The organism is Dyadobacter sp. CECT 9275 (assembly GCF_907164905.1).
Taxonomy (GTDB): Bacteria; Bacteroidota; Bacteroidia; order Cytophagales; family Spirosomataceae; genus Dyadobacter; species Dyadobacter helix.
Genome location: NZ_CAJRAF010000004.1, coordinates 542,186 through 568,542 on the forward strand (window position 1 = coordinate 542,186; position 26,357 = coordinate 568,542).

Annotated in this window: 25 protein-coding genes and 1 tRNA gene; 12 read left to right on the plus strand and 14 right to left on the minus strand. The window is 43.6% G+C overall.

Annotation, left to right across the window (positions count from 1 at the left end; all coding sequences use genetic code 11):
* Positions 1-102 precede the first annotated feature (102 nt).
* The 3 genes from KOE27_RS27985 to KOE27_RS27995 all read left to right on the plus strand — a co-directional run bounded on the left by KOE27_RS27985 (position 103) and on the right by KOE27_RS27995 (position 2,283).
* A complete protein-coding gene (locus KOE27_RS27985) occupies positions 103-678 on the plus strand; it encodes a Crp/Fnr family transcriptional regulator (RefSeq protein WP_215242148.1) in 576 nt (191 codons plus the stop codon).
* A 64-nt stretch (positions 679-742) separates the two neighbouring features.
* The gene (locus tag KOE27_RS27990) at positions 743-1,759 is read left to right on the plus strand and encodes an NAD-dependent epimerase/dehydratase family protein (protein WP_215242149.1); all 1,017 of its coding nucleotides are present in this window, start codon (positions 743-745) and stop codon (positions 1,757-1,759) included.
* Positions 1,760-1,845: 86 nt separating this feature from the next.
* The gene (locus KOE27_RS27995) at positions 1,846-2,283 is read left to right on the plus strand and encodes a nuclear transport factor 2 family protein (RefSeq protein WP_229253027.1); all 438 of its coding nucleotides are present in this window, start codon (positions 1,846-1,848) and stop codon (positions 2,281-2,283) included.
* A gap of 228 nt (positions 2,284-2,511) precedes the next feature.
* Here KOE27_RS27995 and KOE27_RS28000 read toward each other — a convergent pair whose 3' ends face one another.
* Both KOE27_RS28000 and KOE27_RS28005 read right to left on the minus strand, forming a co-directional pair.
* A complete protein-coding gene (locus tag KOE27_RS28000; RefSeq protein ID WP_215242150.1) occupies positions 2,512-3,669 on the minus strand; it encodes a sialidase family protein in 1,158 nt (385 codons plus the stop codon).
* Positions 3,670-3,840: 171 nt separating this feature from the next.
* Positions 3,841-5,193, minus strand: coding sequence for an amidohydrolase family protein (locus tag KOE27_RS28005; RefSeq protein WP_215242151.1), 1,353 nt, complete (start codon positions 5,191-5,193; stop codon positions 3,841-3,843).
* 627 nt (positions 5,194-5,820) lie between these two features.
* Here KOE27_RS28005 and KOE27_RS28010 point away from each other — a divergent pair.
* Positions 5,821-7,449, plus strand: coding sequence for a serine hydrolase domain-containing protein (locus KOE27_RS28010; protein WP_215242152.1), 1,629 nt, complete (start codon positions 5,821-5,823; stop codon positions 7,447-7,449).
* A 154-nt stretch (positions 7,450-7,603) separates the two neighbouring features.
* Here the strand turns inward: KOE27_RS28010 and KOE27_RS28015 are convergent, their stop codons facing one another.
* From KOE27_RS28015 to KOE27_RS28030, 4 genes are all read right to left on the minus strand, one after another.
* The gene (locus tag KOE27_RS28015; RefSeq protein WP_229253028.1) at positions 7,604-8,275 is read right to left on the minus strand and encodes an START domain-containing protein; all 672 of its coding nucleotides are present in this window, start codon (positions 8,273-8,275) and stop codon (positions 7,604-7,606) included.
* 249 nt (positions 8,276-8,524) lie between these two features.
* The gene (locus KOE27_RS28020) at positions 8,525-8,713 is read right to left on the minus strand and encodes a hypothetical protein (protein ID WP_215242153.1); all 189 of its coding nucleotides are present in this window, start codon (positions 8,711-8,713) and stop codon (positions 8,525-8,527) included.
* A 352-nt stretch (positions 8,714-9,065) separates the two neighbouring features.
* Complete coding sequence (locus KOE27_RS28025; RefSeq protein ID WP_215242154.1) at positions 9,066-10,028, minus strand: metallophosphoesterase; 963 nt, start codon at positions 10,026-10,028, stop codon at positions 9,066-9,068.
* Between the two features lie 220 nt (positions 10,029-10,248).
* Entirely contained in the window at positions 10,249-11,391 is a 1,143-nt protein-coding gene (locus tag KOE27_RS28030) for a DEAD/DEAH box helicase (protein WP_215242155.1), read from the minus strand.
* Positions 11,392-11,698: 307 nt separating this feature from the next.
* Between KOE27_RS28030 and KOE27_RS28035 the strand changes: the two genes are divergently transcribed.
* Positions 11,699-13,033, plus strand: a complete 1,335-nt coding sequence (locus tag KOE27_RS28035) for an OmpA family protein (protein ID WP_215242156.1) — start codon at positions 11,699-11,701, stop codon at positions 13,031-13,033.
* Between the two features lie 31 nt (positions 13,034-13,064).
* On the opposite strand, the gene KOE27_RS28040 is transcribed toward KOE27_RS28035, so the two are convergent.
* Positions 13,065-13,415 (minus strand): hypothetical protein, encoded by a 351-nt coding sequence (locus tag KOE27_RS28040; protein ID WP_215242157.1) that lies wholly within the window; start codon positions 13,413-13,415, stop codon positions 13,065-13,067.
* A gap of 15 nt (positions 13,416-13,430) precedes the next feature.
* Here KOE27_RS28040 and KOE27_RS29935 point away from each other — a divergent pair, with 15 nt between their 5' ends.
* From KOE27_RS29935 to KOE27_RS28055, 4 genes are all read left to right on the plus strand, one after another.
* The gene (locus KOE27_RS29935) at positions 13,431-13,559 is read left to right on the plus strand and encodes a hypothetical protein (protein WP_255573997.1); all 129 of its coding nucleotides are present in this window, start codon (positions 13,431-13,433) and stop codon (positions 13,557-13,559) included.
* 212 nt (positions 13,560-13,771) lie between these two features.
* The gene (locus tag KOE27_RS28045; RefSeq protein ID WP_215242158.1) at positions 13,772-14,074 is read left to right on the plus strand and encodes a hypothetical protein; all 303 of its coding nucleotides are present in this window, start codon (positions 13,772-13,774) and stop codon (positions 14,072-14,074) included.
* A gap of 182 nt (positions 14,075-14,256) precedes the next feature.
* Positions 14,257-14,343, plus strand: a tRNA-Ser gene (locus KOE27_RS28050).
* Between the two features lie 192 nt (positions 14,344-14,535).
* Complete coding sequence (locus tag KOE27_RS28055; protein WP_215242159.1) at positions 14,536-15,780, plus strand: site-specific integrase; 1,245 nt, start codon at positions 14,536-14,538, stop codon at positions 15,778-15,780.
* Between the two features lie 48 nt (positions 15,781-15,828).
* Here KOE27_RS28055 and KOE27_RS28060 read toward each other — a convergent pair whose 3' ends face one another.
* Positions 15,829-16,629, minus strand: a complete 801-nt coding sequence (locus tag KOE27_RS28060) for a DNA adenine methylase (RefSeq protein WP_215242160.1) — start codon at positions 16,627-16,629, stop codon at positions 15,829-15,831.
* A gap of 273 nt (positions 16,630-16,902) precedes the next feature.
* Here KOE27_RS28060 and KOE27_RS28065 point away from each other — a divergent pair, with 273 nt between their 5' ends.
* Positions 16,903-17,187, plus strand: coding sequence for a hypothetical protein (locus tag KOE27_RS28065; protein WP_215242161.1), 285 nt, complete (start codon positions 16,903-16,905; stop codon positions 17,185-17,187).
* Positions 17,188-17,286: 99 nt separating this feature from the next.
* On the opposite strand, the gene istB is transcribed toward KOE27_RS28065, so the two are convergent.
* From istB to KOE27_RS28090, 5 genes are all read right to left on the minus strand, one after another.
* A complete protein-coding gene (gene istB / locus KOE27_RS28070) occupies positions 17,287-18,036 on the minus strand; it encodes an IS21-like element helper ATPase IstB (protein WP_215236847.1) in 750 nt (249 codons plus the stop codon).
* Between the two features lie 21 nt (positions 18,037-18,057).
* On the minus strand, positions 18,058-19,608 hold the full coding sequence (istA, locus tag KOE27_RS28075) for an IS21 family transposase (protein WP_215236846.1): 1,551 nt from the start codon (positions 19,606-19,608) through the stop codon (positions 18,058-18,060).
* A gap of 117 nt (positions 19,609-19,725) precedes the next feature.
* Entirely contained in the window at positions 19,726-20,436 is a 711-nt protein-coding gene (locus tag KOE27_RS28080) for a transposase (RefSeq protein ID WP_229253029.1), read from the minus strand.
* 90 nt (positions 20,437-20,526) lie between these two features.
* Positions 20,527-21,639, minus strand: coding sequence for a hypothetical protein (locus KOE27_RS28085; RefSeq protein ID WP_215242162.1), 1,113 nt, complete (start codon positions 21,637-21,639; stop codon positions 20,527-20,529).
* Positions 21,636-23,663 carry a DUF5977 domain-containing protein gene (locus tag KOE27_RS28090; protein WP_215242163.1) on the minus strand — a complete coding sequence of 676 codons (2,028 nt, stop codon included), beginning with the start codon at positions 23,661-23,663 and terminating at the stop codon, positions 21,636-21,638. The genes KOE27_RS28085 and KOE27_RS28090 overlap by 4 nt, the downstream gene beginning before the upstream one ends.
* A gap of 184 nt (positions 23,664-23,847) precedes the next feature.
* On the opposite strand from KOE27_RS28090, the gene KOE27_RS28095 reads away from it, so the two are divergent.
* Together KOE27_RS28095 and KOE27_RS28100 are read left to right on the plus strand one after the other, a co-directional pair.
* Positions 23,848-25,191 (plus strand): AAA family ATPase, encoded by a 1,344-nt coding sequence (locus KOE27_RS28095; RefSeq protein WP_215242164.1) that lies wholly within the window; start codon positions 23,848-23,850, stop codon positions 25,189-25,191.
* Positions 25,184-25,900, plus strand: a complete 717-nt coding sequence (locus KOE27_RS28100; protein ID WP_215242165.1) for an RloB family protein — start codon at positions 25,184-25,186, stop codon at positions 25,898-25,900. Before KOE27_RS28095 ends, KOE27_RS28100 begins: the two co-directional genes overlap by 8 nt.
* A 13-nt stretch (positions 25,901-25,913) precedes the next feature.
* On the opposite strand, the gene KOE27_RS28105 is transcribed toward KOE27_RS28100, so the two are convergent.
* Positions 25,914-26,342, minus strand: coding sequence for a hypothetical protein (locus tag KOE27_RS28105; protein ID WP_215242166.1), 429 nt, complete (start codon positions 26,340-26,342; stop codon positions 25,914-25,916).
* Positions 26,343-26,357: the final 15 nt, after the last annotated feature.

Below are 26,357 nucleotides of genomic sequence, written 5' to 3' on the forward strand. Positions count from 1 at the left end.
GAGACCCAACCGTTTTCCGGCCTTATTGAGGTAAGGAAAGCTTCTGAAACATTTTCAGTTTTGTTTATGCTGAACAGGAAGCCGATTATTTAAATTTGCCAAATGCATGAGCAATTATTTAAACTTATTTCCCGAACCGTGATACTGTCCGATACGGATCGTGCATTGTGCGAGCAATATTTTGAACCTGTTGTTTTCCCTAAAAACCGGGTGATTGAGGAAGAGAGCAAAATCCCTGGTTACCTTTATTTTGTGGTTTCAGGTTTTGTACGGTTATTTCACTACAACGATAACGGTGATGAGGTCACAACACATATCAATTGCCCGCCGGGCTTCATCACGTCGTATCCGAATTTTATTAACCAGACAAAGTCAGGTGAGAATTTAGAATGCCTTACCGCATGTGAACTACTGCGCATTACAAAGACAAATCTGGATTTATTAACCCAAAACAGTACTGTTTTCAAAGATTTCAGCATTTCAGTTTTCCAGCAATCATTAACCTATAACGAAAATCGATCGAAAGAACTGGCAACCCTGTCCGCCGAACAACGCTACCTGAAATTAATAAACGACTACCCTCAGATCATCCACCATGTCCCGCTTCAATACATCGCTTCTTTTTTAGGCATGAATGCCAAAAGCCTCAGCCGGATACGCAAGGCGATCATTAAGTAACATTTGCGAAGTGGTCTTAAAAAGCAGATACTGAATTTTGTGTCATCATTTTAAACAAAAAATTATGGCACAGAAAAATTTGGCTTTGGTAACCGGTGCAAACGGGCATTTGGGCAACAACCTGGTGAGACTGCTGATCAAAAAAGGCATTCCGGTGCGGGCGGCGGCTCGTAACATCAAAAACACGTCACCATTTGCGGAACTGAACTGTGAAGTGGTAGAGGCCGATATTACCGACAAAACATCAATGGTGAATGCACTGCGGGGCGTGGAGACTTTTTATGCCGTGGGCGCAGCGTTCAAACTTTGGGCGAAAGACCCGAAAAAAGAGATCTATGATGTCAATCTGGACGGAACCAGAATTCAGATGGAGGCGGCCGCAGAAGCGGGTGTGAAACGCATTGTGTATGTGAGTTCAATAGCCGCTCTTGATTATTCCAAACTTCCCGCTAAAGAAAGCAATGGTTATAATCCCGACCGCCGGGATATGTATTACAATTCAAAAAATGATGGCGAAAAGCTGGCATTTGAACTGGCAAAAAAGTACAACATCGAACTGGTAGCCGTATTGCCCGCAGCAATGATCGGTGGAGAGGCATTCGCGCCGCTCAGCGTTTCCTATAACATTATTAACTTGATTTTAAAAAAGGAAATCCCGGTTGAAACCAACATCACGTTAAACTGGATCGATGTGAAAGATGTGGCAGAAGGTTGTTATTTAGCAGCCACCAAAGGCAGGGATGGTGAACGTTATATTCTGGCAAATGAAAAATGCATGTCTATAAGACAAACTACCCAAATGGCCCAGGACCTTTTTCCTGAGCTCAAGATCAAACTGCCCTCCCCGGTGCCCAAACCAATTTTGTTCGCCATGGCCTGGCTGATGGAAATAGCCAGCAAAATTAGCGGCAAAGCACCGCTGCTGACCACTAAAGATATTTCTATGTTTTCCGGACTTCAGCAAAACTTTGATATTTCCAAAGCCAGGACAGCATTAGGGTTTAATCCTAAAAGTTCAGCACAGGCTGTGAAAGAAGCCATGGAGTATCTGCGTAAAAATACAACCAGGTTTGGCTCATGAGCAAGCGAGTATTTAACCATGGCACCGCAAGGAAGTATGGTACTGTCCCTAGTTCTTTAGCTAAATTTGTATAGGACAACCTGTTCATGCCTATCAAATCCGGCATTACTGGGCCCGATGATTCAGGCAATTCTGTTGTTAATCATTACTTTTGGAAGATAAAAAATCAAACCTGTATGGAAGCAAAGCAATTCGCCGAAAATTGGATTAAATCCTGGAATTCTCATAATATGGAGGATATTCTAAGTCATTATTCCGATGACATAGAAATTACTACCCCAATGATTCAAATGGCTCTGGGCTCAGGAAATGGTACGCTCAAAGGCAAAGAAGCGGTGGCCGACTATTGGAAGAAAGCGATGACAAAAATACCTGACCTGCATTTTGAGCTTTATGAGGTCACGGAGGGTATCGGCTCCGTAGCACTCTACTACAAATCTGTATTGAACAAAAAAGCTATTGAAGTGATGTTTTTTAATGATGCGGGCAAAGTCAATAAAATGTTTGCTTATTACACCAATTAATAACGCATTGTGCTTATTGCAGAAGTGGATAGGGCAAATCTGTAAAGCAAATACCAGAAATCGCCGTAAGGTGGAATTATTACAGTGGTCCAAAGGGGTTCCCGCAGATCAGCGTCGTACAGGAACGTCTACGCAGCTTTTCAGTAATAAATTCACTGACAGAAAATTTTTGAATTCGATAGCGAATGAAAACCAGCAGCAGGGTGCTCCCCCTGCTGCCACGCATATTTACCATTTAACCTCTTTGTAAACGATTTGCCTGTAGTCGTCAAATTCATACAGCACACCGATTGTTTTCTTTCCAGTCTGCACAATATCCGAATACGCCGTGTAATCCGCACTACCAGGCTCCGAGCCGATCAGGATATTTTTTGCCCACGTTTTTCCTTCGTCATAACTGATGCGGAGTGTCAGATTATTCCTGTTTTTGATGTCGGCTGCGTTCGAAAAGGCGAGGATATGTTTCCCTTTATTTTTACCAACAGTCAGAATACTTCCTTCGCAGATCGGGTCCGGCAGGTTGCTATCAAAATACGTAGTATCCCATTTCACTCCTCCGTCCTTACTGATGGCAACAATCCTCGCCTTCACGTCGCCCTTCTGGTTTCTGGCATTCAGCATTAGCCGGTTATCTGAAAGCTGGGCAGCTGATGCTTCGTTGGACCCCGGAATACCAATTTTGTCACTCAGCTTAAACGTTGCGCCGTGGTCGTCGGAATAAAATGCATGTGCCTGATAATCTTCGGACTCCGGGTGTGACTCCCCCGCCGAATGATTGGCCGCCACGTAGATCCGGCCGTTGTATCTGCCACCCGAAAACTGCATGGCATGTCCCGGTGTGTTGGCGTAACTCCGCCAGTCTTGCTGAAAGTTATAATCCGGATTCACCTGTGGTTGTTTCGGGCGATGCACCTGGGTCGTGATGTTTACCGGCTCAGACCAGGTGATACCGCCGTCCAGAGATGATTTATACCATACCTCACGCAGCCCCTTTCCTTTCCTTACTTCGTTTTCATGGTTATTTCCGGTGTTGTAAAAAAGAAACAGCCTGCCTTTCGGATAACGAGGATCCAGCAAATCCAGCACCGGAGCCGGGTTCCCAGCCTGCAGCTTATCATAATTTACCACAGTTTCTGCCGCGGACCAGCTTTTGCCTCCGTCTTTACTTCTTTTTAGTACGATATCAATATCCCCGAAATCTCCGCTTCCCTGCACTCTGCCTTCCGCAAATGCCAGTAATTCCCCCTGTGGTGTCCGCACAATTGCCGGTATACGAAAGCTTTTAAACCCTTCGGTACCGGAAGTAAAAACGGGGCTGGCTTCTTGTGCCCATACACGCCCGATGAAGTAACCGAAAGCAACCAAAAAAGAGATAATGAATTTCATAAAGCACTATTTTAAGCATCAAACCTTTAAACAGATACCGGCCTTTATCGGGAAATTTAGTACTGCCGGATTAAGCCCTCAATATAAGCAGTAAACTGTTAGGAGTTTCGATGTTATCACTTTGAAATATGAAATCGACGCTACCAGCGTCCATCCCCGCCCAATCCTACTTTATTTGATTTTAAAAAGATCCATGGCATTGTCATGAAGCAGGCGCCTGGCGATTGCGAGGGATTCTGACTCGGTGAGATACCCCGCTTTCACCTTTTCCGTCAATACTTTTGACACAATGGCTCTGGCCATGAGCGAATGTCCGTAGGCAGTCTCCACGTTGTGATAGTCACCGCCAAATGCCATGATCTTGTTGGAGGGTACCGTTTCCAGCCATTCATGCAGATACCGTTCGCTGTAAGACGGCGAGATAACCGCCGACCAGCACATATCAATGTAAACATTCCTGAAACTTTTGGCTTGGGTCGACAAAATACCTCCATAGGGAAAACCGGCATGGAACAGCACAAATTTAACGTCCCGATACTCCAGAAATAAATTTGCCATGTGCGCAGGATTCGCATTGTCAATGATATTTCCGTCACCGGACTGCAACCCGGTATGAAACTGGAAAGGAATGTCATATTTGCCTGCCAGCTGAATGATCTGATGCATGACATAATCCTGAAAGGGTTTTATATCCTTGAATTCGAATATCTTATCGTTTGGGCTATTCATCAGCATCCGAAAAACGCTGTCGGCCACGGGCTTGGGAACACGCTCATATTTTAAGGGCCGGTGGTATGCCAGTGCCGATTTCACCCCGATCATTCCTCTTCCCATCGCCTCCTGGAACGATTTCCCCAGCATGTCTACATAGGAATCGAGGGTAGTTACTTCTGTGCTGTACTTACCTCCCAGCGCGGTAACTTCCTCTTTGGAATGAATTCTGATAAACTGATCGAATTTTTCAACATACCTGAACCGTGAATCTTTGGAACGTCCACTGCCCACATCCTGTATCACATACTTAATTTTTGCTCTCTCACCCAGCACATAATCGTACCACTTTCCATTGTATGAGCTTTTAAGTTTTTCAGAAAGCAGTACCACCGTATCGTCGTTGAGGTCTTTGATACCAAACAGTCTGTCAATCGTCAGCAGCACCACCCGGTTATAGGCAGTATTCTTGGATAACTCCCAGTAGGGTTTGATTATTTTCCACTTGTCTGCAACCGAGTACCTGTCAGTAAGCAGCTCGTTAAATTGCGCCTTTCCCATCCCTGCTGATTTGATATCATCATCGGAATAAAGCGCCAGCAAAAGCATGAAATCGACGGACTTTTTGGGATCAGCAATAAATTCATTCCCAAAATGTTCATGCGTATCAATCAATTCTAACTGATCAACAAATCTCTTAATACGTGTTTCAAAACCTGCTTCGGGGGGCTGTCGAAGTACTATCTGGGAGAATAAATGGCTAACGGGAACAAGGAATAAAAAGGTATTTAGGAATAAAGATAAACGTTTCATGGAATAGGATAAAATTTTAAATTATAATCCACTTTTTTTGACTACCATATACACTAGTACGGTGTTTATCTCAAAATACACTACATGAACAATATTGTTATTTTTAAATACTTAAAAGATTACAATCTTTTAGATAATTGTTTAAATTTCAGATATTTATATATTTAACATATTTAATATAAATCATTTTATAGCGACAATAAAAAACGGCACTTATTCAAATAACAGCTACATCTTTTTGATTTAAATATTCATGAAAATTATCCAATTTCACACAAATCAGGTATGTTTAATTCAATTATCAAAAAATAAAATGAATAAAAATGGTGTCTGAATATTATAAATCAAAAAGCATATTTCAGTTCCAATACCATGTATTTTATCAAACTTCTACTTTCTGAATTGCCCGATATTTTTATAAATATTTAAACAAAATATATCATTACATTTTATCTCATCTATTCACTTTTGCAATTGGCGAAATAGGAGATCCAGCCCGACGTGGTTTTACCGGCCTGTCTTAACATAGAAAAATGTAAATGGGCAGAGTTCTTCTTTTCCAGGAGGAAGATTGGTTTCTTTACGGATTGATTTACAGAACAAGATAATCCCGGAAGATTCAGTATCATGAAAAAGATTTTGCTATTGCTGTTTTTCATCTCTGCCCATGCAGCTTCTACCGCCCAAACCCGGCAGGATACCGTAGCACTGATCGAGAAAATATTCGAGCTTTACAAACCCGCTAATCCGGGTTGCCAACTGGCTGTAAGCCGAAACGGGCAGGTGATTTTTTCAAGAGCCTGGGGCACGGCCGACCTGGAACATCAGGTTCCGTTAACCACCAAGTCAGTTATAGAAGCCGGTTCGGTTTCCAAGCAATTTACCGCAGCGGCTATTTTGTTGTTGGAACAATCTGGCATACTGTCTCTGCATGATGACGTCAGGAAATATGTACCCGAACTCCCCGATTACGGAACCCCGATCACGTTACAGCAATTGATGCAGCATACCAGCGGTTTAAAAGACTGGGGCAGCATCATGGCGCTATCCGACTGGCCCAGAAGCACCAAAACATACAGCAACCGCGACGTGCTCTATATTCTCAGCCACCAACCCTCCTTAAATCACCGGCCCGGTGATGAATATCTGTACAGCAATTCCAATTATGTGCTGCTGGCCATCATCACGGAGCGGGTCAGTGGCAAAAGCCTGGCTGAATTTACGCGTTCGGCTATTTTTGAGCCAGCGGGGATGACACATACCCAATGGCGCTCGGACCTTAAAAAGGTGGTCTTGAACCGTGCCGTTGCGTATGGAAAAAACGAGGATGGCTACTTTACCGACATGCCTAATGAAAATGTTTACGGAAACGGGGGCCTGTTGACCACAGCCGAAGATCTGCTGCGCTGGAACCGCTATTACGTGACGGGAAAACTTGGCAATCCTTCTCTGCTGGCCAGGCAACTCAGTGTCAAGCCGTTGAACGGCGGTCAGGCCAATACTTACGCCGCGGGTTTACGTGTGGACTCCCTCCGTGGCTGGCTCAGCATTACGCATGATGGGGCAACGGCAGGGTATCGTTCCATTTTAGAATACTATCCTGAACTGGACCTATCCATTGCCTGGCTGGCCAACACGGCTGAATTCGACGGAATGCATGACGGAACCGCCGAGCTGCGCAATCTGCTGATAGAAGACAAATCCGTGAAAAGGGTATATCAAAATCCGGAGCCGATCACCCTTGCAGCAGAAAAACTGAAACGCTATACCGGGTGGTACCGGGATATCCTTACGGGCAACGGTTTGCTGCTGACCGTGAAAGACAATCAACTGACGGCCAATAAAGGAGGTATACTGACTCCAATTGCAGAGGATGAATTTATGCAGGGACAGGCACGGCTGGAAGTGCTGGGCGGACCGAGAAAACGACTGAGGCTCAGCGGTGGTTCCAGAACGATCGTTTACGAAGCCGTAGCACCCGCCATGGAGAATCCACAGGTTCTGAAGGAGTATACCGGGGAATATTACTCAGACCAAACAGACGCCAGATTAACCGTCGGCCTGAGTGAAGGACGGCTCATCATTCACCGTTATTCCGGTGCGGACTATGGACTGATACCTACTTACAAGGATGGATTCGCTATACAGAATTCATCTGTTATTGTCCATTTCGAGCGAAACAAAAGCGGCGCGATTACCATGCTGAACTTTACAACCGCCAGAGTAAGAAACATTGGTTTTAAAAAAATCAGATAGTATCTGGCTGATTTCAATACTTTTACTGAAAAACCGGTATTTACGCCGGGCTAATGTGGGTAGCATCCTGGGTAGTGATCAATCGATTTGTAAACATGTACAGATAAAATGATCACCAATTTCAACTGAGAGCACCGCCCTGCAGATTCCGGGGTCAGGAGATACCGACATCGGCATTCCTGTATTTGGGAAGTTGCAACTGCCTGCGCATATTCCTGAAAGTACGCAGCGGGCCTTCTGTCGCAAACATATTCACCACACAAGCGGGAATAATCCCCCCGGGGTCCACCAGAAGACTATATTCGAGTTTTACCCGGTCGCCTCCCTTCAAGGGTGTAATAATCCATTTTCCTATTGAATGTTCCACCCTGACAATTCCGTTTTTCTTAGCCACTTTCCCTGCGACCGACGGAGCCTCCACTGTGACAACCTTTGTGGCCGGATCCTGAAAAATACGCATATGTGTTACAAAATCACGATTGCTTAAAGGCCAGGGCAGACTGACCTCAGTATAATAATACAGTTCCAACGGAGATACCCTCTCGAGAAGGATACAAGATCGGGTATGACATACCCAACGCTCCGATGCCGGAATATCCAGTAATAAGGCAACCACCTGTGAGGCGGTCGCTTTCACTTCACACTCCACTTTGAGTGCTTTTACTTTTGAGTCAGCCACGGTTTGGGTATAGATCTTAATACCGTCCTCCACGGTGCGTAACTGCCAGGAAGGCTGTGCGCACAATGGCGGCATGGAAGATGCTATCCATACCAGCAAACATACCATGAGCTTATTGTAGTTAATTTCCCCGGCCAAGATGCTCATCCGTTCTAGTTGAAATAATCCCTGTTTTATTGTCAACCCTAAAATGGATTGGCATTAGCCCAGAGACCAGAACAGGCAAAGGAAGGTTGCAACGCGCTGCGCGCAAATTAGTTAACGGTAAAAATCAGGTTTCAGCAATTAAGAAAAATACTTTGGACAGATCAGCCGGGAGGCAGACCCGCATACTAAATCCCGGAAGAAGCAATCACCAGAGTCACGTAAATTGAGAAGAAGCAGATAAAAAAGTATCTAGGCCAGCTCACAGCCATTTTCGCTGAAATACTTTACCTCACCGGTTTTTTCATTACGGCATTTAACCTTGCCCGTAAACTTGACCGTGGCGCCCTTACGTATGTTTTCGTGTTCCAGGATTATCCAGGTATCGGCACTCCTTTTCACTTTTACACGTACGCGGTCGTTATATTTTTGTACTGGCATAGGACTATTTGAGGTATTCGGGAACGCAAAGATAGGCAAATAATCCGATTGAACTTTCAGATACCATGCAGGCACCGAGGCCGCAGCTGTCTGTTACTTTGAGAAAGGTCTTCCACGACCTCTTTTTCGGCACCGACCAGAAATTCTGCAACCGGCTTTACCAGACAAGGCGTGCTTAATGCAACAGTATATTTTTCTCATTCATACCAGTGGATTTTGTAAAAGGGCTGCTGAGGTATCATTTTCAGGTACAAATCACAGTTTTAATCCACAAAAAAGCCCTTCGCAGCTAACAAACCAGCCGAGAAGGACTCAAAAATATACAGTATTGATAGCTAGTATGTTACGGTAATTATTTCGTTAATTCTGTTTCGTACAATACGTTTCCGACATGGTTTATCGCCTTTACATTCAGCCTTTTTGTATCCATAGAAAAATACATAAAGCCATTTTCCGCAGCCTGGAATTTACTGTAAGATACTCCGGCTGTAACAGTAGAGATTTCTGAACCGGCGCCCGATATAAACTGATGCGTATAACCTTCCGGTTTAAGATGCTGCATGGAATGTTCGTGCCCGGAGAGATATACGTCTACTTTATGTGTTTCAAAAGTTTTGCTCAAAGCAGCCCTGATGGCCAGTGTTTCGTAGTTGCTGATCCTCGGCCCCACCGTATAATAAGGATGGTGCCCCACCACTATCTTCCACTTTACATCTGCGGAGGCTTGTTTTAGCGTATCATTTATCCATTCAATCTGCTTTTCTGCTTCCGCTTTATCAGCCTCAAATATCATCTTGTTGGTATCAATCATCACCATCAGCAATTTCCCGTTTTCCTTGCCGATGGGTATTTCCTTGGCATAATAGCGGGCAGGCATTTTCCAGCGACGGCTTATCTTGCCATACCGTATCTGAGCATCGGGGTCGGTCATATAATCGTGGTTTCCCAGGATTGCGTACCAGTCGCACTGCAGCGCATAGGCCGTGTAAACATTTTCGAAGGAATAATGCCAAAGCGGGTCATGTTCACTGATTACCCCCTTGGGATAAAAATTATCTCCTACGGAAACCACAAAATTATTCCGGTGTTTACCTGCCCAGGCTCCCATTTGTTTACCAACTTCCAGCTGAAGGAATTCACCATTTCGACCCCAGTCTCCCAGCGCCATAAAATTCAGCGCGTAACCATCTGCCACAATCCCTTTTCCGGTGAGATCCTCACTTTCAAGATATGTTACTTTGGGCTCAGCCAGCGCTTCCAGGGGGCCAAGTAAGGATGCGCCTATACTGGTTGAAAGAAAATCTCTGCGTTTCATAGTAAATTATCCGGTGTCGTTGAATACGGTGTTCCGAAGTGGAAGTTCGGATACCTATTAGTTAGTATGCTCAAAATGGCATTTTGGACTATTCAGCCACCTGTTTTGTTTTGACAGACTACCTTTGAGATATAAGCCTGTCTGTTCCGACACATAGGACATCCGCTGCACCGGGCAATCGGGTGCGATGAGAAAAAACAATTATCGGGGAATAAGTCAATCAGTAACCTGACAAATCCAGGTCATAACTTTCTTTCATTTCCACCCGCTTGCCCATTTTCTTCTGAATAATTTTAAAATGATGCGTATCCTCGGGTATGATCAGGGAAATAGCCTCCCCGGGAGCCTCGGCACGTCCTGTTCTTCCGATGCGGTGTACATAATCCTTGGGAGAACGGGGCAATTCATAATTGATAACAAAAGGAAGAAACCGGATGTCAATTCCTCTTCCAACCAGGTCGGTCGCCACCAGAACGGTTAATCTGCCTGTTTTAAACCGATTTAATGTCTCCGTCCTGGCTCCCTGGCTTTTCCCGCTGTGCATAGCGGCTGCCTGTATACCATTTTTGGAAAGCTTTTCGACAAGATTATCAGCCGTTCGGGTTGCAGATACAAATACCAGTACCTGCTTCATTTCTCTTGTTTTAATGAGGTATCGCAGCAAAGGCCCTTTTCTGTCGGGATCAACAAAATATCCGGTTTGCCTGATGAGGTCCAGATTCTGCTCCTCCTCTTCTATCTCAACTTTAACCGGGTTCCGAAGTATGCTTTTATGAATGGCTTCAATTTCATCACCCAAGGTGGCAGAAAAAAGTATACTCTGCCGCTTTTTGGGCAGCAGGAAAAAGATATCCTTCATCTCCTCAGCAAACCCCATACTCAGCATTTTATCCGCTTCGTCCAGCACCAGAATCTCCGTTTCTCCGATCGTCAGCGCTTTGTGAGACAGCAAGTCCAGCAACCTTCCCGGAGTAGCCACCAGTATCTCAACATTCTGTAAACCAATCATCTGTGGATTAATGGACACACCGCCATATACGGCCAGCGTTTTTACTTTCCTGGGTAGCCTTTCTCCGAATGTCTGAAACACAACCGCTATCTGAACGGCCAGCTCGCGCGTCGGAACGAGTACCAATACACGGATTGACCTGTTGCGCGGAGCCCCCTTACTTTGAAACCATTCCAGAATTGGCAAAACAAAACCCGCTGTTTTTCCGGATCCCGTCTTAGCTATTCCCAGCACGTCGCTCCCACGGAGTATGGCCGGAATAGCCGCCTCCTGTATCGGATAGGGTTTCGTATAGTTCTGTTGGGTGATTGTTTCCAGGAGAGATTCGGAAAGACCAAGAGATTTGAATGTCATAAAGTACTATCAGGTGTTTGATTTTTTACAAAGATACCATTTAATCGTATGACCTGTGACGACAGCGCCATTTCTCCAGCCAACCGGTATTCAAACATTCGGTGGAATCTAAAAACAATTCACCCTAAGTAACGTTGTCAAAGCAGGTGTTTTGTAAATTTAACACTGCATCAATCCGTCGGTAAATAGCGTAAAAGAGTTAATATAAAACCCTGGTAAATACCGGAATCAGCCATTTAATCAATTTGTCAGTTAAAAACTCACAGTACCTTCCCTTTTCATAACACCCATCCCTGACCTCTCAATCATGTTTTTGTTATCTGTTTTCTGGTCGTTTTTACTATTGCCTCAGGAACCATACAGGTCGGCGAAGTTAGTAGCCGACGAAAAAATAAGGATTCACGGGAGCTGTTTTGATGTACAGACCGGAATTGATTTAAAGATTAAAGCCACGGCTTTGATGCAGGACAGGAAAATAGCCCTGGGAGAAAGTGATGCGGAAGGAAACTTTGATCTCCGAATGGACAGCGGAACCAGGTTTCTGGCGTTTGAAGCGAAAGGGTTTCATACTGCCATTATACCGGTAAACATCGTTGGAAAAATTGAAACCAGCACAGGATTCAAAATCCGGGTACCAATGATTGCCAGCGATTCGCAGCAGGTTTCGATGGTCACCAAGGTAAAACCAGGTACCACGGATTCCGCCAAACGCTCCCCAGTTAATAAAATGGCGCTGTTCCAGATAAAAGCTGCTCACAATGGTCAGAGGATCCCGGCGAAAGTATGCCTTACCTATACCAGAACTAACAGGACACAATGTTTTGATGCGGACTCGACCCAAGCTTTCACCCCTTACAACCTCGACCAGCAGGATAAAATTGCGTTCATCGTCAGTGCTGACGGGTATCAGGATTATATTGGAACATTGATTAACGACCAGCCCGACAATCTGGAAGAACTTTACAAGATTAAATTACTGAAGTCATTCCACCCCTTGGTACTGGATTTTGATGTACCTCAGAACCTGGATATTGATTATGAAATTACCAACGGCCAAACGGCCCAAACTAATTTTTCCTTCAAACGAGGGGGGCACCTTCCCTCTCTTAGCCTGAATATCAGGGCGGGACAATACCAGTTCATTGCAAAAAGCGGAGACGGACAGATCCTGCTCAATGAACGGATGGTGCTTGAACCGGGAATTAATCTAAAATCCGTCAGGCTGAAAAAGCCGGATATGGCTCCTGCTCATGTAAGCGGCCCTACTTTGAAGCCGTCGGATACTGGCCAGAAAAAAGTAGTAAGGTCTGGTACCGCAACCTTGTATTTCGATCAGAGCAGCTATCATTTAAGACCGGAAGTAAAAGGAATACTCGACTCGCTATCACAGATTATGATCAGCCACCCAAACTTGGAGGCCCAGATCACCGGTTATTCTGACAACGTCGGAAAGAGGCAGCTAAACTTAATATTATCGGAATACCGCGCACGGGTAGTGGTAGCTTATCTCAAGCAGAAAGGTATCCGCCCAGGGCAAATACACTTTTCGTGGAAAGGACCCGATTCCCCGGCCGCACCAAACGATACAGAGGAAAACCGAATCAAAAACCGGCGGGTTCTGGTCTTGTTTTCAGAGCGGTAAAATTATTGGCTTGGGTACCTTTGTTTTGCAACTACGGTTTTTTTGTCTTTTTACCGGTATCAGCCGGGCCGGCACCTTCCACATAAATCGTTTTCCTTTTTCTTTTAACGGTATAACTCACCGTCGAATCGGCATCGGGACGCCCGGTGCTGCTTCTGCTCCCCTGTATAGTGCCGGTGGAGTTTACGGCACCATTGTCATTCAGAATGGCCCCTGTTCCCTTTGTTAAGCTATCTGCCCCGCTAACCTGGGTGGTTTTCCGGGTTTTCCTGTGGTAGGTATGATTCTGAGAAGATCGTTTCCCGTTGTCCTCCGTCTGCGCGAGCAGCATTTCCGGAAGTGCAAACAAAGTAAAGAATAGTATGATTATCAGCTTTTTCATAAAAAGTATGTTAGTATGCATAACACAGACACAACTCCCGGCGTCCTGCCACGATATAAAAATATCGTTCCAGACTGGCTTCACCTGATTGCCAGAACTTTCACGGCCCTGATAGTTGCAGATACTTACAATATAGCACTTTAAAAGATAACTCCGTTTTTAAACCGTTACCTTCTTACAGGAAAATATATCAACCGCTGTTAGTATCCTCCTACATGTTCCTGAAACCGAAGTGCAGTCCCCTGCATAACACCGGTCAGCACGCCCTTTTCCCTCTCCTGTTATCTTATTGTTAACCCGGCACCAACCAAAGTTTTGATTGGTACCTTTGTAACCCGGCAATAACGATTTAGCACATGAAACACGAAAAAACAGTTACACTTAAAACCGGACGGTTACTGAAAATAATAGTGACCGAGGTACACTCCCTGCTTTGTTCAGAAGGCACAATACAGGTTGAGGTACTGGTAATGGACCCTAAGGACGACGATTTCCGACTGCCTATCGGAGAAAGCCATCCGCAGTTCTGGAAACTAAAAAGACTTAATGAGCAACAGGCCAGAACCTTACAGATCCAATATAGCGGTGTGATGGACAAACAGATCAAAAGAGCAATAAAGGAATTCAGACGTATGACGGATGAACTCGTTTTAAGCTAGGCCGCCTTGATACTTTTCATTTAACCGAATGAAACCTGGCAGTACGCCCGTCGGATTTAGTTTTTGTAACACCATTACTCAGAAGTGCCAGAGTAGCAGGTGGGACCAAATATCCATTAAAACACACTTTCATTTGTAAATAAAAAATAGAAAGATTATGTTTGCACCCTGATTAACCAAATAGAGAGGTGCCCGAGTGGTTGAAGGGGCTACCCTGGAAAGGTAGTATATGGGTAACTGTATCGAGAGTTCGAATCTCTTCCTCTCTGCAAAATATCATTAAATGACCAAAATGGGGCGAACAACTACTTAGTTAACTAGGTAGTTGTCTTTGTTTTACAGCATTTGTAATCATTTATCAAATTGCGGTTACGTATTGGGTTACGGCTAAATAGTGCCGGTTACGGCATTTTTCCCTAACACACCAATTTAAGAGTACCGTGATTAATTTCCTTCCCACAATGAAAGTGTTGTTCTGGTTTCGTAAATCTGAAGCCAAAAATCAAATTATTAACAGTGACCCTGTTGGGTCTATCCAGTGTAGAATTATTATTGAAACTGAGGATCTGGAAATTGGTTCTACAAAAATTAGCTGCCCAAAATCCCAGTGGGATTCCATTAACCAAATTCTTGTTGGAAACAGTCAACGTATAGGCAAGGCGAACAAACGGCTTGCGGAAGTATCGACTGGCCTACTGAGATTGTTTGACATCCTTAATACCAAGTATGACCACGTTTCCCCTCAAATTGTAAAGGAGTATTATTTAAGTAAAAGAAAATTCACCTATTCAATTAAAGAAATCAGTACTGCTTTTTTGGAACACAGACAAAAGCAGGCCACCCAAAAAGCTATTACCTTCAGTACCTACAATGTGAACAAGAACTACTCACGTCACATTTTGGATTTTGCTAGTAAAATAGCCGTTGTAAAGCCTGTGCAGATTCCCAATAATTTCTTTTCTGAATTATTCGAGTTCATGATTGACGACAATCGAAGCGGAGAAAGGTTTGCAAGAAAAGTGTCCTGTTTTGCAAAACAAATGTTAAGCTGGGCCAAAAGGAAAGGGATGTGTCCCAACTTGGGATGCCTCCAAGAAATCATGCCTGGTAAAGCTGAATCCGAAGATTATATTGATACAACACACCTCTCAATTAGTCAGTTGGAAGCACTTTATACATTTGATTTTCAAAACCTTGTAGAAACTGGACACATAAGTGTGCAAAGTGCAAATACATTAAGTGAGGAGAGGGATGCTTTCGTATTCAACTGCTTTACCGGGATGCACCACTGTGACTATAGTAAAAAAGAATTTCTAATTGAGCCATACCTTGGTGCTCTTTTCCTTAGAGGTAAAAGACAAAAAACCAAGAAACAGTTTTCAATAAAGTTACTGGAACCCGCCGTAGAAATCCTGAAAAGGTATAATAATGAACTACGGCAACTACCGGTTAAAAGTAACCAGAAAAGAAATGATACATTGAAGCAGATAGCGGTTTACACCGGAATCCCTCTACGGCTGACTACTAAAGTTGCACGAAAGACCTTCTGTGATCTTGCTATAAACGAAATGTTGATGTCCGGAGATGATGTTGCTGCCTGCTTGGGTTTAACCAGTACTAAATACCTTAAGAATTACGGCAGGGTTCGAGAAAAAAGACTACTAAAAACTATGAAAAGTTGGGGTGAATTAAAAGTCGCCAGCTAAGCAAACCGAGGGGCTAAATGTCCCTCAGTTTGCTTAAGAAGATTTAATTCAATAATTCCAAGTCAAACACTCCACCTTTGTTTTGGGTTGTTTTCGTCTACCATCCACGGCCAGCGTTTTGGTATGATCCTCGGATTTCCATTTGAAGCGGCTGCGATAATCCTGTAGTGCATTTTCCGGATAACTACTCAAAAGGAACTTACCCTTCATTTGTGAGCAAGCTTCCAGCAGATTTATAAAATCCTGTTCGGTGTAACCCTTGTAGGGTCCTTGATCCGAGGACACATAGGGAGGATCCAGGTAAAAGAATGTTTCGGGGCTATCATAAGCCTTAATGACTTTGAGCACGTCATAGCTCTCAATGGTCACTCGCTTCAGCCTCCGCTGATAATCCTCGGTGAATCGATTTTTTTGATTAAAAAGCTTCAAAGCGCAGGTTCCACGCCTGTCATAACCAAAACCACCGCCGATCATGCTGCCAAAGCTCATATTACTTTGAACCCAAACCGACCAGGCACATGCAACGGGATTGGTAACATCCTGCAACTGAGAAACATAAAATTGATCCGATTCTTTGTGCTGTGCCCGGCTATGAAAGGTTTCATCAACCAGGCGCTGGATTTCTTCGAAGTCGTATTTGAGTACTCTGTAGAAGGTCATTAACCGGTTACTGATATCATTGACGACTTCAACCGGTGAAGGAGCCTTTGCCCAAAAGACAGCCCCGCCGCCAAAGAACGGCTCGACATAAAGCTTGTGTTGTGGGATCCTGGGAAGGATGTGGCGAAGCATTTTTTGTTTGCCGCCATAATAAGTAATGGGAGTTTTAAGATTTATTTCCTGTTTCATAGCTAATAAATATTGAATTGGCAAAATGAGCCAATACGGTGACTGCTGCCAAGGACAGGAACGGTCGAAAGCGGTGGCACTCTATAGTACAAACAGTTTTAGGCTTCACTCCAAAACTCTTTTATCGTTACCTGTCTTTTATTGAAGAATACAAATTTGGGCCACTGCATTTTTTTTGTATAAAGCTTCGAAATAATATTATCAAAAAAATACTACAAGATATTTTTTATATTGTAACCGAAAGACTATTTTTCGAAAATTTCTCACCTACTTATGTATAAAATTTACTTTTTAGGCAGCCTTTTGCTGTTAAGCCTCCAAGCTCTTGCGCAGTGTCCAACTGGTGACCAGTCTTTTTACAACCAAACGGATGTCAATGATTTTCTAGCAGATTATCCCGATTGTGAAGAACTTCCCGGTCGTGTTTTGATCGAGGGCTCAGGTATCACCAATTTAAATGGTTTCAAAAATCTGACCTATATTGATGGGGTTCTTCGTATCGCTGAAACGGGGCTTGGTGATTTGACTGGTCTGGATTGGGTATTTCGGAGAAGTTGACCACCTGATTCCGTGGCAAATTGACCACCTAATTAACTGGCGGCCGGTAGTAGAAAATGCTAGTAGAAGCGATTCAAAATTAGTAAATAAAAGTTATAATTATTCGTAGCTGGTTTCGAGCTCCGTTTTTCGTTTTCTTCTCATTGATTCCCCCTTTAATTCAACCCGGTGTGCATCATGTACTATACGATCTAAAATGGCATCAGCAATGGTTTTTTCTCCTATTACTTCATGCCATTTGCTAACAGGCAACTGAGAAGTAATTATCAGGGATGTTTTTCCGTGCCTGTCTTCTATGATTTCCATCAGTGCTGCCCGGCTCTGGGCATCGAACGGCTGGATACCAAAGTCGTCCAGGATAAGAAGTTGTTGCCGTTCTATTTTTGTAATTTCTTTGATATAGGATCCATCCGCCTTGGCCATTTTGAGTTTGGCAAACAATTTGGGAGTACTGGCATACATTACGCGGTAGCCAAGTATACATGCCTGATGACCAATCGCAGATGCTACATAGCTTTTACCGATTCCGGTACTGCCTGTGATCAGTAGGTTTTCATTTCGGCCAATAAAGGAGCATTCTGCTAGGCGCATGATCTGATTACGGTCAATACTTCTATCAGCATGATAGTGGATATTTTCGACCATGGCCTTATAGCGGAACCGTGCGTACAAGATCTGGCGTTCGACCCGACGGTTATTTCTGTCATCCCATTCAGCGTCAACTAGATGAGCTAAAAGCTCATCCGCCGTGTAATCATTAGTCTTTCCACTTTCCAGGCTACTTTTAAAGGCATGGAACATGCCGTAAAATTTTAGCTTGCGTAACTTTTCCAAAGTGTTTGTGTTCATTTTTATTAATTGTTTAAAGGATTATTGATAATAGTCTTCGCCTCTGATATTATCGTGTTTGGGCATGGGTAATTCGTCTGCAAACAGGCTGTCTTCATATTGATCCATATTTTTTTCCAGTATAGTCTGGATTGTTTTATAGTTGTAGATACCATAGCTTAAAGCCCTTTGGCACGCGCTGATCAGGCGTTGTTCACCAGCTTTCTTCGCAAAAGAGAGGATACCAATACAGGAGCGGTAGGCCTGTTCGGGATGCTGTTTGCGATCCAGGATTTTAAGAATATACAACCTGACATCTTCATGGATCGAGGAAGCCCACTCCAAGAATCGATCTGGTGTCCAGTCTGTTACGAAGCGGTGTGTACTGGCCAGATGTTCTTTATCGGTAGAATAATTATAGGGACTTTTAAGCCTTTTATGAAGGGCGATACGTTCGTAATGATAATATGCTTCAACCACAGAATTGGAATACAACAACTTGACTTTCTTGCCGATAAACCGGTATGGGACACTATAATAGTGCTTGTCAACGCTCAGGCAGACATGTCCGTTCTTCATTACAGTGGCATGTAGCTGTTTTTTGAACTCATAATGCAGGATCGGAAGCGGGGCCAGAGCACTGCGCTCAATTTCTTCAAACTGGAGTCTGCGACTGTAATTACGGCCCCGAAGCAGTTGGTTATTATGAGCCTCGAGAGCAATCAATATAGCTGCGTTTAACTCTGTCAGTGAGTTGTAAACCTGCTTTCTTAAAGGCGCATAAATACGGCTGTAAACGATTTTGACAGCACCTTCCACCAACGCCTTATCTCTTGGCCGGTAAGCGCGTGCAGGTAATATCGTAGTCCCATAATGATCAGCAAAATCGGCAAAGGCCTCGTTCAGCGTAGGTTCGTATTTATTGCTTTTTATAACAGCAGCTTTAAGGTTATCCGGAACAATTGCTGCCGGCACACCACCGATATAATGAAGTGCATTCTCGCAAGCTGCGATCAGATCTTCTTTTTGCTGGCTACTGACTGCTTCCACGTAAGTGAGTTGACTCGCTCCCAGGATAGCCACAAACACTTCAACCTCAGTTAATTCACCAGTCTCTTTATCTACAATACTTAATTTAACACCTGCAAAATCGATGTACAGCTTATCGCCGGCCTTATGGTCCTGATGCATCACAGGGTTAACGCGGGCCTTCCATTTGGTCAGATGAAAGCAAAACTGGGTATAAGCAAATCCTTCCGGAAATTCCTTTTTATAGGCTTCCCAAAGCATATGACGGGTAACACCTGTCCGTTTTAATTCTTTGTCTATTTGCGGAAAACAACGTTGCAGATTCAACAATCTGTCTTGCGGTGGCTGCTGTTTAACCGTTCCGAAAAAGTCATCCAGCTCTTTATCATTCAGGCTGTTGATCTGTTCAAAGGTAAGTCCGCTCGCATCAAAAGTGGTCATGTACTTCTTAGCGGTATTGCGGGAAACACCTGTCTGTTCCGCTATCCAGAGCTTGCTGCGGCCCTGGCTGTACATCCGTAAAATCTGTCTTATTTTGCTCATGCTGATTGTCGAATTGGCCATACCTTTTACACGATTGGTTCGTGCCAAAAATATGGTTGATTCTACAGCATTTTCTAATCTCTCAGGTGGTCAGTTTACTCCGGAATCAGGTGGTCAGTTTGATCCGAAATGGGGTGGTCAATTTCGCCCGGAACAGGTGGTCAGTTTAAACCGAATTGGGGTGGTCAGTTTCACCGAATTTTCCACTTCATTGAGCTTGTCTACGGTAGACTGTACTTTTTCTGTGTCAATGGTGGTGAAGTCTGGTGGATCAGGAAGCTCATCCTCTTTTGCGGCAACACTTTGGGCATATTCCCAGATGTGCTTCAATTGCTGTTTCATCTTCTCCTTATTGGTCGCAATCGCTTTTCGCCAAACAAAAGTATAGCGGTTAGCATTGGCTTCAATCTTGGTGCCGTCAATGAAAATCTCCTCAATGCTTAATAAACCTTCCTGCGCCAAAAGTAGGACCACCTCCTCAAAAACGCTCCTTAATGCCTCTTTTAAACGAACACCTCTAAAACGGTTGATTGTATTGTGGTCCGGATAGCTCATACCGCTTACCCACATAAAGTAGATGCTCTCTTTACAGGCAGCTTCAAGTTTTCGGCTGGAATATACATTACTTACATAACCGTAAACCAACACTTTAAGCAGCATCTGTGGATGATAGCTCGAAGCTCCTGTGGTTTTGTAAGCTGAATTTAGAGGGCCCAGGTTGACTTTGTTGATCACCTCGTTAACAATGCGGACCGGATGAGATTTTGGAACCAACTCCTCCAAACTGGGAGGCAATAGTATGATTTGCTGCTGGTTGTAAGGCTTAAAAGTAGGTTGTTTTCCTGCCATTAGTCATAATTATTTATATCTAAAGATATAAAAATCAAGCAAATAGGCAAAAGAAATTAATCGAATTTTAGAACTATATTCCAAAATATATTAACATAAAATGCACGAAAAGAGGATGCCCTTTTGAGACACCCTCTGGCTGCTTTGCCCTTCCTGTTTGCAGATGGGTAAACCGGTGGACTCGTCCACGGCCAGCGATGAAAACTTCATGTTCACCTGGGCGATGCCGTTTCTGTTGCCTTCCGTTTCCTCTGAGACATAATCAGCAAAGAAAGCCGGTTTGTCTTTGGTCATTCCATCATTACCATCCATTTGCATGGCCAGCTGAATACGCGTGTTGGTCTCAGGTGTTTTGATCTCACCTTTTACGGCTTTGGCTGTCCAGTTTCTTTGGGTGGGTTGTAAAAGTGAATCCTCCCAGAAATCGATCTTCAAAGAGCGCTCCACTGAATTAAATTCAAATTTCAGGTTGGCAATTTTACGAAGTTCTAAAATAAACTCAGTGACCGTTAAAGGCGGTAAATGGTGGGCTATGGTGATGCTCTCTGACTCTGCTTCTTTCAGGTTAAACAAAATCAGTTTGCTCCAAACGGGATGCGTAAAAAAAATGCCTGATACCCGGATCCCCGTAATAGCCGCCAGCCTTTGCAAAACCCAGCCCGCAAAAAACATCGGTACTTTCGGACCAGCGGTATAGGATCCTGCATAGTCGTTGATCCGTCCAGAATACCCGATCCCTGCCCCATTTGGCCCGTAAAAGAAATCATTCAGGATCGTGGGATAACAGTAAGCATCCTTTCCTTCCAGCTGGTTCAAGGGAGATAAAGGCAGTGTTTTGGGTATACTTCCAAAATCCATTTCGCGGATGTTGGTGTTCTGGTATTGCCCAAAGAAAAGCCCGAGCTTGTCGGAATAAGCCCCTTTGTAGCCGTTTTCCAGGGATGCTTCCGTTAAAAGAAAATAACCTTCCCGGATCAGATCCCCGTTGTGAAAATGCTGGTAGAGCAGCTCAGGCAGGTAATTCCCAGCTTGCGGTTCATCGTAATAATCAAAGACTGCCCGGTTTTCTCTCACAGCCGGGAAGGTTGGTATTTGTGCCTGTGAGCTGGGTATACTGTCATAAAGCAAGTGCGGATTGATCAGACTGTACTTGACACTTTCTTTGGCTACTACCAGCACCTGCTGGCCGTTTAATCGGATCATAAGTTGGTTACTTCAATAGTTAAAGGTGCATCGGTACTATAAACTTGCACATTGTCAAAAAGATAAAATCCTGCACTGCTCACGGTGATATCCCGGCTTTTGGAAGGGATCCTGAGCTTACAGGCCCGGTTTGGGGTTCCGGAGTATTCCACCTCACAAAGAATGTTGAAGGTGCCTGGAATGACGGTGCTTTCACTGACCCGTACCACTGGCGGACTGCTTCCGGTGGTGTTGGTTATGATCTCACTGCCGCTGATGCGGATATCCACCACAGGACCGTAATCAGACGAGCCGATCACCTTCTGGCTAAGCTCCATGGGAATTTTATGGAAAAGCGCTACATAAACCGGCACATTGTTGACTGCGCAACTTCCAAACTCATTGGCGTAGCTCTGAGTATTCAGACTGGCAAATTCAGCTTCTGCCAAAGCATCCGAGCTGCCAGGTGTTTCACCGCCGTATTTCCCGGCTGGCACAATCACCGTTGCTTCTCCGCCTAAATATCCCGCTTCACAATTACTTCGCTTAAAACTGCCCAGGCGCTCGATCCGCACATTGGGATAAGGCGTGGATCCTGCGATGATTGAGCCGTCACTGATCGGCGGCTGATAATCCGGATCACCCTGAACGTTTGCTTTGACGGTGTAGGGTTTTACCAGACTGTTGTCATCCAGGTATACCTTTTCAAGTCTTTCAAAAACCAGCTTACCGGTACGTTTTCCGTAGCCGTCCAGCACATGTTTCAAAGTCAGTCCCCGCCAGCGGGTGGCACGCTGAGAGGTAGGCTCAGAGGCTGGCAGCTCTGAGTAGTTTTCCACCGTATCCAGGATCCGGAAGCTGAAACTGCGGGCGATCAAATCCGCATTATCCAAGGTATCTACAAGCGTATTTGTAACAAGCTGCAAAGGTCTGTGTCCTTTGTCTGTGATCAGATACATTTCATCCGACAGCAGCAGCTCATCCAGGTAACGCAGATAGTGAGTGGCATCCTTTCGAAAATACCCCGTACTGACCTGGATCTCATATTCTCCTTCAATGCTTATGATTTTGAGCTCTGAAAAATCTGTGCTGGCCGATGCGGTCCGTTCTACTTCTGCTACCGTCTGGGCTACTTTCAAAGTGCGAGAACCTTCGCCCAAAAGCCGCAAGGTATCCCAGCCACCCAGGCTGTTGACAAAGAGTATACAGCGGTCTGCAAGCTGATAACTGCGGTCGATCTGGCAGGTGCGGGTAGCTGAAAACCGCCATCCATTTTCATTACAAAGCCACACCTCATAAGAAACCGCCAAAGGATCCACCTGCAAAACAGCAGCACCCACCGGACAGCAGACCACCGAACAAAGCAGCGGATCCGAAAGGCTCATAACCGTAACCGGATCAGAAAAGGAGCCATCTGCATAAAAACACCTCATTCGCAGACATACCTCTGTGGGCATGGGTGTAAAGTTCAAAAGGAAATACAGGTATTCTTCCTGGGTATAGGATACCGTTTTATAATCAGGTTGCCAGATCAGGAATTGACGGTTTTCAGCCTGCCAACCTTTAAAAAAGTTATCTCCATAAGCGTAAAAGTCTTCATTGGAAAGACCGGCTTTGATGGCATAGGTTTTGGCAAGATCCAAAGAAACATCCACTGCGGGTTCTCCGCCTGAAATGGCTTCCCGTAGGTAATAAGAAGTGGTCTGAGAAAGCGACAGGCTCATGGTTTTCTGCTGCCAGCGGGGTTTGAGATAAGACAGCAGTCCGTCAATCTTTCCGTTGCGACCGGTATTGTATCTGAACTCAGCACCAGCAAAGACCTGCACACCACTTTGAGAGCTGACCGGAACTTCCCTGCCTTCGGAGGTATGCAGCTCCTGGTAATTAGAGCTAAAAGCAAACTCGGGAACAAAGAGTGACAGGTAATATTTGAGCCCCACCCGGCTGCTCAGAGCCGGATCAGCGGCTTCAATGGTATGAGAAAGCTTGTTTCTGCTGAATTTTAAAGGCAGAAAGGATAGGTTGGTGGCGGATGGGTCGATCATGAATCAAGTAACTTTTTGTAAGATTCGTCCAATAACCTTTAAGATCAAAGGACAGAAATTGTTCTAACTTCAAGATTATTTGGTAAAAGACAGTTAATAAATACTCCCTTAAAATGTGAATTTTAGTTTTTTTTTACACTTAAGAGATTATTTCGTTATTTTGACCAAAAAAAATGAAAATGATATGTTAGTGAGATTTGTCGTAAGCAATTTCCTCTCCTTCGACAGCGAGGTAGAATTTAATATGCTTGCTAGTTCCTTCAAGGGGCATAAACACCATGTTTACAGATTTGGCAAAGTTGATGTTTTAAGGGCGGCAGCTATTTATGGTGCCAATGGAGCAGGTAAATCTAACCTTATTAAGGCAATCGAGTTTTTGCAAAACGCTGTCGAACTAGGAGGCATTTCTCAGTCGGTAAATGACAAAAAATTCAAATTAAAAGAGGCTAATAAGGAGCTTCCCATGTCATTCGAATTAGAAGTTATTCATAATAAGAAGATTTACTCCTATGGAGTTAGCTTTAATAGGTTATTTATTGTAAATGAATGGCTTTATGAGGTTAATGTAAACTTTGAGGATAAATTGCTATTTGAAAGATCCGTAAACAAACTGGGCAGGTCAACATTAAAAATTATTGATAAGTTTAATAAAACACCTAAACAGAAATTATTGATTGAATTGATGGAAGAAAATCTTCTAAAACCTAATGAACTATTTCTAGGGAAAGCTGATGAAATAAAAATCAAGGAATTTCAACAAGTTAGAGATATTATTCTTAATAAAATAGTCATCATTCACCCAGGTAGTAAATATCAGGGCCTGATCCGTCAGTTAGTAAAATCAGAAGATTTTCATATTTTCACAAACAATCTATTAAAGAGCCTAGATACTGGGGTTGTTTCACTGGGAATAGAAGAAATTGAAATTGATAAGTTTTTTGGAGAGGAAAATGAAAAAATAAAATTAGAAATAATCCAAGACCTAACTTCTGAAGTTGAAAGTGTCATATTAACCACAAAAAGTGGCGATGTAATGGTTACAATGGATAAGGGTAGATATGTTGTTAAACGGCCGATTGCCGAGCATCTAAATGGAGATAATCAAATTGTACCATTTGTTCTTAACGATGAATCTGATGGTACTCAAAGACTATTGGATCTCGTGCCTGCGGTCCGAGGAATTTTAAAGGAAGATATAACATTTTTTATTGATGAAATAGATCAAAGCCTTCATACGACCTTATTAAAGGCACTAATAGATAAGGTTTTAGCAGAAGAATTAACCAGGGGACAGATCATCTTTACAACTCATGAGTCAAATTTATTAGATCTTGACATATTTCGTCAAGACGAAATATGGTTTGCCGAAAAAAATGCCAAAGTTGGAAACTCCCAGCTATACTCTCTTAGTGAATTTAAGCCAAGATATGATCTAGATATCAGGAAGGGATATCTGAAAGGAAGATTTGGAGCTATTCCTTTTGTCGCTAATTTGGATGATCTAAACTGGGATATTACTCATGCGTAAGAAAAGAGGTTATAAAAGAGATACACCAGTTGAGTTGGTTAGAGACTATAAATTATTTGCCATTGCATGCGAAGGGCAAAAAACTGAACCAGCATATTTTAATTTATTTCGACATTTTTCTCGGAAATTATCCGTGGACATTATTGAAGAAATAGTAACCGAAGCCGAACTTACACTAATTCACGCTAATAAATCTGCCCCTAAATGGGTTCTTGATAGGGCAATAAAGTATGTTGAAAGAGAAGGTTTAAATGAAGAAGATGAATTATGGTTTGTAATGGATATCGATCGATGGTCGGAAGATCAAATTAGAGAAATTGCTTACTATTGTGACCAACATGCTAATTGGAATCTGGTTTTAAGTAACCCATGCTTCGAGGTATGGCTTTACTTACATAAAAAATCAGAAATTGAGCTTATACCAGGAAGTGCTTGTCAGGAGTATAAAAGTGAATTAGCCAATTTGGAACTCGGAGGATACCATCCTTTAAAGTTTATTGAGTATTTTAAAACTGCTATACTTCATGCAAAAGTGATTGATTCTCAGCCTGATCATTATTTTCCAAAGTTAAAAGAAACAAAAGTTTATTTGCTAGCTGAAGCCATTCTAAAATCGATTACTGAAAATGATTTCAACAATTTTTTAAATGAGAAGCTACCCAATTTAATTGATTTACAAATAGTCAAAAAAGGTGGGAGGAAAAGATGATTTTCAATAGCACTCAACAAAACACCTCATTCCCCGCCAGCCCCAGCTTCATTTTCAGCTCATACCCATAAGCCGCATCAACTCCGGTGGAATAGATCACCGGCTCGATGCGGATTGAATCAAATTCTAGGTAATTACGGTATTCAAAGCGGTCGTGCTGCAAATGTTTGACGATTTCGGATACGACGGTTTCCGCATGCTGATAGGCCAGATCTTCTGACTCATAATCATCTGGCCGCCCCTGGACAAACACAAAAAGGGTCAGATCAAACTTTAACAGCATCAGGTGGTTGTCAATGAGCTGCCCTGCGTATTTGGGACGGAGCACATAAATGCCCGGATAAACGTCTTCACTGCGGCTATCTCCCATCAGCCGGTCCATGCCGTTGGCATCCGACATTTGAATATAGACGATACCGTTACGGTTTTTCTGCTCTTGCAAAATGGGCAAAAGATA